This is a genomic window from Salibacterium sp. K-3, from assembly GCF_054052005.1.
On the sequence record NZ_JBSVZE010000003.1, the window covers coordinates 471,885 to 483,030 of the forward strand.

Sequence of the window (11,146 nt, forward strand, 5' to 3'; positions counted from 1 at the left end):
ATTGCCTCCATATGGAAGCAATGAATCCGCCAAACATTCTATTCTTCACGCAGTGCTTCAAACTCATCCAGCAGATCAGCGATCGCTTCATCTTCACGGTACTCTTCAATCATCGGCTGTACAGCTTCACGGAAAGGCTCTTTATCTACTTCGTAGAATTCAACGCCCATCTCTTCCTTGGCTTGTGTTTTTGCTTCTTCAACAGCTTCAGCCCATAGTTCTTTCTGCGTTTCGGTGGATTCCTGAGCTGCTGTTTTTACTACCTCCTGCTGATCGGAGGAAAGGCTGCTCCACGTATCCGAGCTCATCACAAGAATGTCGGGGATACGAGTATGCTGGTCATAAGAGAATGCTTTTGCCACTTCACCGTGGTTCCCGTTGGTAAGGGCTGTCGGGTTACTTTCCGCACCGTCAATCACGCCCTGCTGCAGGCCGGTGTAAATATCTCCGTAAGGCATCGGTGTCGGCGCACCGCCCATCGCTTCAACCATTTCAATCTGCGTTTGACTGTCCATAACGCGGATTTTCTTGCCTTCCAGATCACTCGGCTTTTTAATAGGTGTATCTTTCGTATAGAAACTGCGCGCGCCGGAGTCATAATACGTCAGACCGACAAAACCTTCTTCTTCCGTGCTTTGATACAGTTCCTGCACAGCTTCGGACTCCATGCTTCTGAAGAAATGATCTGCATCTTCAAAGACGTAAGGAAGGCTGAACACATCATATTCGGAAGCAAAGTTGCCCAGTGCACCAGCCGACACCTTCGTCATATCAATACCGCCGTTCTGAACCTGCTCCAGCACTTCATTTTCCGAACCGAGCGTTCCGTTAGGGAAAATTTCGACCGTGATATTATCCGAATTTTCCTCTACACGCTCTTTGAAATCCACCAGGCCTTTGTGTACCGGGTGATCTTCACCAAGGTTGTGGGCCAGTCTCAGATCCTGTGCTTCCCCACCTGATGCTTCACTTTCTTCGCTGGAATTGTCTGAAGAATTCCCGGAATCACCGGATGTGCCGTCTCCTTCGGACGATCCTTCTTCACCGTTTCCACACGCCGCTCCGAACAAGAGCAGGCTCCCGATTCCTATTGCTTTTAGATACTTTTTCATGTTTACTCTCCCCTTTTCATTTGAAATCCTTTTCAAAAGAATGATTTGTGTTTCTTACACCCCGGAGTAGGCAGAAAACCCGCCGTCCACCGGTACGACAATGCCGTTGACAAAACCTGATGCCCGGTTATCCACCAGCCAGAGCAGGGTACCGATAAGTTCTTCCGGTTTCCCGAACCGCTCCATCGGAGTCTGGGACAGAATTTTACCAGCCCGTTCGCTCAACTGCCCGTTTTCATCAAACAACAGGTCTCGGTTCTGCTCAGTCTGGAAAAATCCCGGAGCCATCGCGTTCACTCTTACACCGGTTTGAGAAAAATGAACCGCCAGCCACTGGGTAAAATTACTGATTGCTGCCTTCGCTCCGCTGTAGGCCGGTATTTTGGTTAACGGCTGCACCGCGTTCATGGAGGAAATATTAATAATGGAAGCTCCTTCATCCCCTGCGGCCATATCGCGGGAAAACACCTGCGTCGGTACCAGAGTGCCGAGATAGTTTAGCTGAAACAGTTCTTCGACCGCTTCCGGTTCCAGATCGAAAAAGGTCTGATTCGCGTCATCTTTCAGATCTTCCAATGAAAACCGCTCACTTGTCGTCGTTGCTTTTGGATGATTGCCGCCGGCCCCGTTGATTAAAATGCGGCAGGGACCGTATGTGTCTTTGACCTCCCTGTACACTTCTTCTAACGCCTGTTTATCCAGTACATCAACACTGTATCCGAGACACTCCCCCCCTTGCTTCGTAATACGGGCTGTTACGTTGTCTACTTTTTCTTTGTTTCTGGCGAGAACGACCACTTTGGCTCCTGCGGCCGCCAGAGCTTCGCTGAACACGGAACCAAGCACGCCGCTCCCGCCGGTGACGACTGCTGTCTTATCTTTTAAATCCACTTGAAAAGGTAACTGCATAGGTCATACTCCTGTCTTTTCTTCGAGTGTGTCAATGATGCCGTTCAGGTACGCGGCACCGAGTGCTCTGTCATACAATCCGTAACCGGGACGACCGGTTTCTCCCCAGATCATCCTGCCGTGATCCGGACGGATCGGCCCGGAAAACCCGGCGTCGTGCAGTTTCTGCAGGATGGCCGTCATATCGAGGGACCCTTCTTTGATGGAATGGGACGTTTCCTGGAACGACCGGGGGCCGGTCCATTTCACATTACGGGCATGAACGAAATGAATCCGTCCTTGTGCCGCCTCAATAATTCCGAAAAGATCATTATCCGGATCGGCCCCGTAGGAACCGGTGCAGAATGTAATCCCGTTATTCGGACTGTCGACCCGGCGGAGCATATACTCTACGTTTTCCTTATTCGTCACAACCCGGGGCAGTCCGAAAATCGGCCAAGGCGGATCGTCCGGATGGATCGCAAGCAGGACACCTTCTTCTTCCGCCGTCGGTACGACCTGTTCCAGAAAGTAAATGAGATTTTCCATAAGCTGTTCTTCAGAAATAGACTGATAGGCGTCCATGATCCTGCGAAGATCCTCTGTCTGATAGGATAAGTCCCATCCCGGCAGGGTCAATTCCCCGCTAAGCGGATCAAGCTGCTGCACCGTGTCTTCATCATATTTCAGGGAATTTGATCCATCGGAGAGCGGTGCATCCAGTTCGGAGCGGGTCCAGTCAAATACCGGCATGAAGTTGTAGCAGACGGTCCGGACCCCTGCTTTGGCAAGATTCCGAAGGGTCTGCTTATAATTTTCAATCCACTTGTCCCGGGAAGGCGCCCCCATTTTAATGTCCTCATGAACCGGAACGCTTTCAATGACGTTCAGCTTGAGCCCGTGGTCTTCAATGGTCTGTTTCAGCTTCTCGATTTTATCGAGGGGCCAGACTTCCCCCGCCGGAATATCATAGACGGCGGAGACAACCCCGCCCGTATCCGGAATCTGCCGGATACGGTCCAGTGTCACCGGATCATCTTCGCCGTACCAGCGGAAACTCATTTCCATATCGCTTTCCCTCCTTTGCCTTTAAAGCTTGAAGTAACGTTCTGCGTTGTAATAACAGATGTTCTGTACATAGGATTGCAGCAGGTCCATATCTTTCGGCGCTCTGCCGTGGTCCACCCAGCTTCCGATTAGATTACAAAGAATCCGGCGGAAGTACTCATGGCGGGAAAAGGATAAAAAGCTTCTTGAATCCGTCAGCATACCGATAAAGTTGCTGATCAGACCGGTGTTGGCGAGAATTTTCATCTGGTTTTCCATCCCGTCGATATGGTCATTAAACCACCAGGCTGTGCCGAACTGGACTTTTCCGGGAATTTCAGCATTCTGATAGTTTCCCGCGGCGGTTGCCAGAATGTAATTGTCACGGGAATCCAAACTGTACAGCACTGTTTTCGGCAGGGCATCCTTTGCCTCCAGCGCATCCAGAAAGAGGGAAAGCGGTCTGGCGAGAAGGTCATCGCCGATCGAGTCAAAACCGCTGTCCGGCCCGAGCTTTTCAAACATTTTCGAATTGTTGTTGCGCTGGGCCCCGATATGAAGCTGCATCACCCACCCCTTTGCCGCATACATCTCCGCCAGACTTAACAGGGTGTATGTTTTGTATTGTGCAATTTCTTTTGCATCAAGCGCTTTTCCGTCCTGCTTCTTTTGAAACACGGCTTCTGCATCCGATTTCAAAGCCGGCTCATAAAACATCGCGGTGATGCCGTGGTCCGAACTGCGGCAGCCAATGGAATCGAAATAATCCACCCGCTCTGAGAAAGCTTGCAGCAGATCGTCATAGCTCTGAATGGAAAATCCGGCCGCGGCTTCCATCGATGTCAGCCACTCTCCAAAACCGTCCTTTTCAATCTGCAGCCCTTTATCCGGACGGAACGACGGCGAGACCGTGACATCGAAGTTCTCTTCGTGCAGCTGCTTATGCGCTGCCAGGTCATCAGCCGGGTCATCGGTCGTACCGACGAATGCCACGTTGTCCCGTTTCAGCAGGGAACGTACGGAAAATTCCGGCTGCTGGAGTTTTTCATTGGCTTCTTTCCAGATCTTTGGGGCGGTTGTTTCATCGAGGAGCTCATCAATCCCGAAATACCGCTGCAATTCCAGATGTGTCCAATGATAAAGCGGGTTGCCGAGCAGCTTCGGTACCGTGGCCGCCCATGCCTCGAATTTCTGATAATTGCTTGTATTTCCCGTAATCAATGCTTCGTCGATACCGTTTGCCCGCATCGCCCGCCACTTGTAATGGTCGCCGGCGAGCCATATTTCAGCGATGTCATTGTAGTTTTTATCTTCCAGAATCTCTTCCGGGACAAGATGGTTATGGTAGTCAATGATCGGCATCTGTTTGGCGTAGTTGTGATACAGTTCTTTCGCTGTTTCTCCTTCCAGCAGGAAGTCCTCCGAAATAAACGTTTTCATAAATCCTGATACCCCCGTTCGTGGGTTCGAAAATTTATTTGTTTACTAAACAAATTATTAATTATATACTATATGTAAGCGGTACATTTTGCAAGGCATTTTTATAAATTTTTGGTTCAAAGTCTTTCATCCATTTTTTGTTATAATGAGATCGAGAGGGATTGATAAGGAGGAACGACTGTGGATACAGGGGATGCAACGTACATTAAACAGCTGAACCGACGGATTCTGATCGAAGAGATCATTAAAAATATATCGTTATCGAGAAGCGATTTATCCCGGAACACAGGATTGAACAAAGCCACGATTTCGGTACAGGTGAATGAATTAATTAATGAGAATATTGTGGTGGAAAAAACGGAAGGAGAATCGGTGACGCGCGGACGCAAACCGATCCTTCTGGAGATTAACGGCAGCGCCGGTTACAGCGTAGGAATAGACATCGATGAACAGAACCTTCATCTGGTGTTCTGCGATTTAAAAGGGGAATTGTTCCATAAAGAAAGCATTCTGCTGGAAACAACGGATTTTGATGAAGTGATGGAACATTTATTGGAGAAACTGTCTACGATGGTCAGCCGTTTTAATGAACAGTATGAACCAATCGGCCTGATCGGTATCGGTGTGGGCATTCACGGTATCGTCAGCAATGAAAATGAAATCGTCTACACGCCGAAACAGCAGTGGTCCCATCATCACGTGGAACACCTGCTGCACGAAGCGTTTGAAACGCCTGTCTATGTCGACAACAACGCAAATTTATGCGTGTTTGCCGAGCAGGTGTATTACGAGCATATTCCGGATCTTTTTTGTATCACCTTTTATTCCGGCATCGGGCTGGGTATCATTAACAATCATGACATTTACCGCGGCTATCAAGGATTTGCCGGGGAGATCGGACACATGATTGTGGAACCGGGCGGGCTCGAATGCCCTTGCGGCAATAAGGGATGCTGGGAATTATATGCTTCCGAGATAGCTTTAAAAAATCATCTGAAGGAACACTTCCCCGGTCATGCTCCGCTGGATACGATCCAGCAGCTGCTCCAGACCAATGCAGAACATGAAGTGATTGAACAGTACCTGGATTATTTTTCGATCGGCCTCAACAATATCATCAACATTTTCAACCCGGAGAAAATCATTCTAAATGGCACGATCATTAATGGAAATACTGATTTTATTAAAACCCTGGAGCAAAAACTGACTTCCAAATTCAATAATTATCTTGAAATCCGCGCGTCTTTTCTCGGTGAAGATGCCTGTGCTCTCGGCGGAGCTGCTGTGGCACTCAAAAATTTCTTCGGGGTCAACATGCTGAATCACGTGAACTACCACTACTTCAAATCGGATCTACTGGAAATTTAAAGCGGTGAAGCGGGAACAGGAAAGAATGGATTCTGGCAAAACAGAAATGTCTGCCGTTTCTCCCCCTCCCGTCTTCTCATTCGATCACAAGCATATCATTTTACCCGAACATCTTCTAAAATATTTCCGTACTCTTCCCCCTACTTACGTTTTGATTGCTTCTGTGTACCATAAACGTCACTATAACCTGCTCTATATTACGTTTGACGGAACTCAGCCGTCCAAAACTGTCTTATGGATGGTTTATACTTACGTTTTCCCTTGTCTTCCGTCTCTTTTTGTCCCCATGACGAAAAGGCGCCCTCCACACCGCGCTTGGCCTATGCGGATGCCGAATAGACATGCGCCCGACAAGCCCTCGAACCGATGACATGCAGCGCGGCGCCCGCGTACGACAACCAACTATCAAAAAAGCCTGCTGCGAAAAGTTTTCACAGCAGGCTTCCATTGGTTTCTATTCACGCCATTCCCACTGGTCTTTGAGAATTTCCGCACGCGGGCCGATGCCTTCTTCCAGCTCCACTGGATATTCACGGTGCCATTCCATAAAGGTGCCGTCCTGTTCTAAAATCGTAATCCAATATGTCTGGCCCTCTTCATTTTCAAAACGTATCTCGTATTCCCCGAAGTCTGGATTGTCGTTTTCATTTACCACATCCAGGTTCACTTCTTCCAGCTCGGCGTAATCACGGACTTCCTGGACCATCTTATCCAGTGTCACCCCGTCTTCTTTGCCGTAGGAAGGATTAATAAACTTCCACACCGGCTCTTCCGTCGGCTCCGTGTCTTCAGTGAAAGCTGCGGAAACGAGTACACCGTCTGCTGCGCCGGAAGATGTGTTTTCCGTCTCAAAATGTTCAGGGATGTAGGTGGTAAACGGCATGCCGGCTTCATCCATCAGCTTGAACGTATCTTCTTCTTCCATTCCCTCTATTTCAACGGTGAAGTTCCGGGTTTCCGGCCGGTCCCCTTCATTTCCCTGTTCTGTATCAAATGCATCCCAGGACACCGTATACGAAGGTATGCCGGCAGCATAAGGACCGATTTCATAAGGCTGGAAATAAACAGCCGGTCCTTCTTCATTTACGTAAAACTGATCGGTATCCGGATCGACACCTTCGAAATCAACAACCATTTCAAACGTTTCTCCACTATCCGGCGCCCCGGATCTTATTTTCTCATTGAAAATAGATTCATAGTCTGTCTCTTCAGCAAACAGATCCTGCAGCTCAAGTTCCTGCCCTTTTTCCGGATGGAAGGTATAAGCCGTATCATGACTCATCCCGTGGGCTCCGCCTGTAAACTCATAGGATTCGAATACAACACTCAAGTAATCTTCACTATCCTGCTCCACCCGGTAGGTCTCCTGAAATTCATAAGCGTCTGCTATCTCTTCATTTGGCTCCTGCTCCGAAAGCTCCATCACTTCCTGCCGGTGTTCCGCCGCTTTTTCAGCCTGTTGTTCAAACGTTTGATTGATTGACTGGGCAGCCTCATCATCCAGTCCGGTTACTTCCGGGTAATACACATTTTCCGTCTCTTTCTGCGGAAGAACCGCATACGGCGCTCGGAACGATTCATCTTCCGCTCTGGAAAGGAACACACCGAACTGAGCCCTTGTTACATTGTCGGACGGATGAAAGGTTAAATCTTCATATCCTGTCGTTAAACGATGAGCGCCAAGCATACTGATTTCCTGATAAGCCCAGTAATCCCGGGGCACATCTCTGTAATCCGCCGACTGTTCTCCTTCCAGGTCGTAAGCCCGTGTTAATATGGCAGCCATCTGCGCCCGGGTAAGGGAATCATTCGGATGGAAAGCTTCCGCATCTGCGAAAAATCCGGCTTCCACCGCAGCTGCAATGGCCGGATATGCACTACCTGTCTCGTCCACGTCGTTGAATGAAACGTCGGGATCCGCCGTGTCCAGGTCGTGGATACGGGTCAGCGTGCGCGCGGCTTGAGAACGGGTAATCTCATCGTTCACTCCGAATGCTCCGTTTTCATATCCGTTCATTACATGTTTATCTGCCAGATAATTGATTTCATCCTCTGCCCAGAATCCTTCAGATACATCAGAAAAAGAAGCAGCATCACCAACAGACGGGATCGAAAAAACAGCCGCAGCAAATATTACTGCGCCAAACATTCTGTTCTTCTTCATGTCCTATCCTTCTTTCTTTTCAGATTTTACACCATTTCTTCCACCGTCAGCCGGAAAGACCGTCTCCGTTCCTCCGGCGATGGAATGGAGGAAAACAACATGATTTCATCCACTTTGTACTTCTTCTGACACGCAGTCAGCTGATCGTGGACTTCCTGCGGATTTCCGACGATCATTTTTGCTCTCATCTTCTCTATTTCCTTCTCTTCTTCTTTCGTCACCGGGGCGTCGATGTCCTTCTTTACATTCCAGCGGCATGTATCCCGGGAGATCCGATCCGCCTCAGCGGCCGTTGGCGCACACACGACAGATACCGCAGCAGCAGCCTGCGCCTTGTCAGGAGAAACGTTGTCCCGGTATTGCTGTATAACCGCAGCTCCGTCGTTGTCGCTCATAAAAGCAGCGTAGGCATAGGCTGTTTCCACTTCAGCTGCAAGTACGGCACTTTTTGCACTCGTTCCGAGCATCCACGGCTCCGGCGCTGTATCCGGGACCGGGGAAGCCGAGAGTGGCGCGTAGGGATTTGGAGATGGATAGTCATCCTCCAGAAACTGTAACAGTTCCCTCGTCAGCTCCCGCATTCTGCCCGCGTTTTTTAAAAAATTATCGGAAAGAGCATTGGAGGCTTCCGCTGATCCACCGGGAGCCCGTCCCATCCCGATATCGATCCGCTCCGGGAATAATGTCGCCAGCATGTTATGTATTTCGGCAACTTTAAATGGCTTATAATGCGGCAGAAGCACTGCTCCGGCACCGATACGAATCGACGTTGTGCGCGCTCCGATCAGGGGAAGCAGTACTTCCGGAACAGACCCTGCCGTTCCGGCAAGATCGTGATGTTCTGTTACCCAGAAACGGGTGCAGCCCCATTCTTCAGCCAGCACGGCCAGTTCCACCGTGTCTTCAAGTGCCTCTTTCGACGTTTGACCAGAGACACGGGGAGATTGATCAAGAATACTTATACGCATGGAGTTCCTTCTTTCTTTCCCTATACCTCTTCCCATTATTATACAATAATTGCTGTTCGGCTGCATATATCATGCCGTCATCTCGTCTCGGTACGCCATAAATGATATCATACGTTTATAAGAGAAATGAGTGCTCTCATTCTACAGAAAAACGGAGGAATGAAACAGTGAAACATAGAAAACCGGAAAAAGTACTTGTGATCTGCGGCATTGTATTATTCTTCATCGGAGCAGGCTTTGTCTTTCTATTCGGCAGCGTAATTACCAATACCGACTTCGAAACATTTCTCAATCAATCCATGCAGCAGGAAACAGGAGAGGACATTCCGGTCGAAGAATTTGAAGGTTTTTTTGAACAGGCGCAGTCCGTCAACTACGGCCTCCATACCGGTTTAATGCTTTTGCTTGGCGTTGTCGGTATTCTGGCTCTTATCTCCCGTACCGGTGATATTCTTTCCGGCATTTTTCTTCTGGCCGGCACCGGCATCACCGTATTCATTTTCTGGTGGCTGCTGCTTCCGTTTCTGCCTGCCCTGCTTTATTTTATTGCGGGACTGATGTTTTTACTGCGGAAACCAAAGACAGCTTAACTTGTATTCGAGCCGCCTTTTGTCCTAGATATGTCCAGCCGCTCGGCAGGCATAGGACAGTTGCAATATGTTGACAGGGGATAGAGGAACCTCTATAATGAAATACGGTTCTCTATCCTCACACTACTGTAAACGTAGAATCCCCCAGTACACACCCTCTCCTCATTCATTTCAACATGCTGGATAACCCAAAAGATGAATGAAAACAAAACAGAAAATATTGTTGTAGACCAATTCACACTGGAGCGGTTTAAGGACCGCAAGGACGAAAGAGCAGGAAGGGCTTTTGTTGTTTTTTGAATCACTCTGTATTTGATGTTATGCCGGCATACCTTTATCTGCCGGCTTTTTTACATAAGAAATTCTGCTACAGATTTTCAAAGAACAGCCGCAGCACATCCGCGCCGCCGATCATCGTACCAAGAACACTTCCGACGTTAGCCAGAACAACGATCAACAGGATACGTGTCACCTTATTGTTCCAGAATCCTTTGGCGTGGTGTACATCTTCATAAAGGCGTTCAAAATCTTCCACGTTCGGGCGGCGGAAGTAAGCCTGCACAAGACCGGCAAACCAACCGGCGGCAATCAGCGGGTTCAGCGAAGTTAACGGCGCTGCAATAAATGCGGTGAGAACGGCAAGAGGATGGCCCAACGCGGCGGCCGCTCCCAGTGCCGAAAATGATCCGTTCCACAGCAGCCAGCTGACGGTCTGCTGCATTCCTGCCGACGGATTGGCATAAAACGTGTAGGCGATTACAGCGATAACAAGGAGCGGGATGGTCCAGGCGATGATTTTCGGCGCCTTACTGACCGGCCGGTGCATCAGTTCCCCGAGATCCTGCTGTTGATAGATCTCCTTTTTAATACCCGGTACATGGGCGGCGCCGAGTACTGCAACCACTTTCTGCCCCGGCGCTTCCTTGATTTTGTGGGACAGATACTGATCCCGTTCATCAATCAACGGCTTTTTCAGCCTTGGGAAATTTCTTGTCAGCTCATCCAGCATAGAATGCAGCATATCCTGGGATTTCATTTTTTCCAGTTCTTCTTCTGTGATGCTTTCGTTATTGAAAATACTGAAGATGATCATCATCAACAGCTTCGCTTTTCCCCAGAAACCGACCTTCTGCCAGATCCGCGAAAAGGTAACCTGGATGTCGCGGTCGGCAAGCACCAGCTCCGCACCGTTCTCCCGTGCCGACTCGATGCCCTGTTTCATTTCCTGACCAGCCTGGATGCCGAACTGTTCCGCCGTTCGTTTCTGAAAGGAGGAAATAGCCAGATTCATTAAAAGAAGAGACGCTTTCTTCTCTTTAATAACGTTGAAAATGTCCATGTTTTTCCATTTATCACGGTCTGTCATCGATTGGTACCGCTGCTCGTCCAGTTCCACACAGACCGCATCCGGATTTTCTTCTTCAATGACTTCTTTCACCTGTTCCGCACTTTGTCTCGAAACGTGGGCTGTTCCAATCAGCACGATTTCTTTATCATTGACTTGAAGCCTTGTTATGTTTTCTTTTTCTGACGTCATATTGTCCCTGCCTTCTGCAAAATGGATACTTA

9 protein-coding genes are annotated in these 11,146 nt (G+C 48.9%); 2 read left to right on the forward strand and 7 right to left on the reverse strand.

The window, feature by feature from the left end; all coding sequences use genetic code 11:
* Positions 1 to 38: 38 nt before the first annotated feature.
* From ACW9JV_RS17800 to uxaC, 4 genes are read right to left on the reverse strand one after another with little or no spacing between them, the layout of a single operon-like run.
* Positions 39 to 1,112 (reverse strand): TRAP transporter substrate-binding protein, encoded by a 1,074-nt coding sequence (locus ACW9JV_RS17800; RefSeq protein WP_457336927.1) that lies wholly within the window; start codon positions 1,110 to 1,112, stop codon positions 39 to 41.
* Between the two features lie 54 nt (positions 1,113 to 1,166).
* On the reverse strand, positions 1,167 to 2,021 hold the full coding sequence (locus ACW9JV_RS17805) for an SDR family oxidoreductase (RefSeq protein ID WP_457336929.1): 855 nt from the start codon (positions 2,019 to 2,021) through the stop codon (positions 1,167 to 1,169).
* Between the two features lie 3 nt (positions 2,022 to 2,024).
* Positions 2,025 to 3,068 (reverse strand): mannonate dehydratase, encoded by a 1,044-nt coding sequence (gene uxuA / locus ACW9JV_RS17810; RefSeq protein ID WP_457336931.1) that lies wholly within the window; start codon positions 3,066 to 3,068, stop codon positions 2,025 to 2,027.
* Between the two features lie 21 nt (positions 3,069 to 3,089).
* The gene (gene uxaC, locus ACW9JV_RS17815; protein WP_457336933.1) at positions 3,090 to 4,487 is read right to left on the reverse strand and encodes a glucuronate isomerase; all 1,398 of its coding nucleotides are present in this window, start codon (positions 4,485 to 4,487) and stop codon (positions 3,090 to 3,092) included.
* 180 nt (positions 4,488 to 4,667) lie between these two features.
* On the opposite strand from uxaC, the gene ACW9JV_RS17820 reads away from it, so the two are divergent.
* Positions 4,668 to 5,855 (forward strand): ROK family protein, encoded by a 1,188-nt coding sequence (locus ACW9JV_RS17820; protein ID WP_457336935.1) that lies wholly within the window; start codon positions 4,668 to 4,670, stop codon positions 5,853 to 5,855.
* A gap of 454 nt (positions 5,856 to 6,309) precedes the next feature.
* Here the strand turns inward: ACW9JV_RS17820 and ACW9JV_RS17825 are convergent, their stop codons facing one another.
* Together ACW9JV_RS17825 and ACW9JV_RS17830 are read right to left on the reverse strand one after the other, a co-directional pair.
* Positions 6,310 to 8,019 carry an S-layer homology domain-containing protein gene (locus ACW9JV_RS17825; RefSeq protein ID WP_457336937.1) on the reverse strand — a complete coding sequence of 570 codons (1,710 nt, stop codon included), beginning with the start codon at positions 8,017 to 8,019 and terminating at the stop codon, positions 6,310 to 6,312.
* Between the two features lie 26 nt (positions 8,020 to 8,045).
* A complete protein-coding gene (locus ACW9JV_RS17830) occupies positions 8,046 to 8,987 on the reverse strand; it encodes an MsnO8 family LLM class oxidoreductase (protein ID WP_457336939.1) in 942 nt (313 codons plus the stop codon).
* A gap of 167 nt (positions 8,988 to 9,154) precedes the next feature.
* On the opposite strand from ACW9JV_RS17830, the gene ACW9JV_RS17835 reads away from it, so the two are divergent.
* Positions 9,155 to 9,577, forward strand: coding sequence for a DUF4064 domain-containing protein (locus tag ACW9JV_RS17835; RefSeq protein ID WP_457336941.1), 423 nt, complete (start codon positions 9,155 to 9,157; stop codon positions 9,575 to 9,577).
* A 367-nt stretch (positions 9,578 to 9,944) separates the two neighbouring features.
* On the opposite strand, the gene ACW9JV_RS17840 is transcribed toward ACW9JV_RS17835, so the two are convergent.
* On the reverse strand, positions 9,945 to 11,114 hold the full coding sequence (locus ACW9JV_RS17840) for a TraB/GumN family protein (RefSeq protein ID WP_457336943.1): 1,170 nt from the start codon (positions 11,112 to 11,114) through the stop codon (positions 9,945 to 9,947).
* Positions 11,115 to 11,146 lie beyond the last annotated feature (32 nt).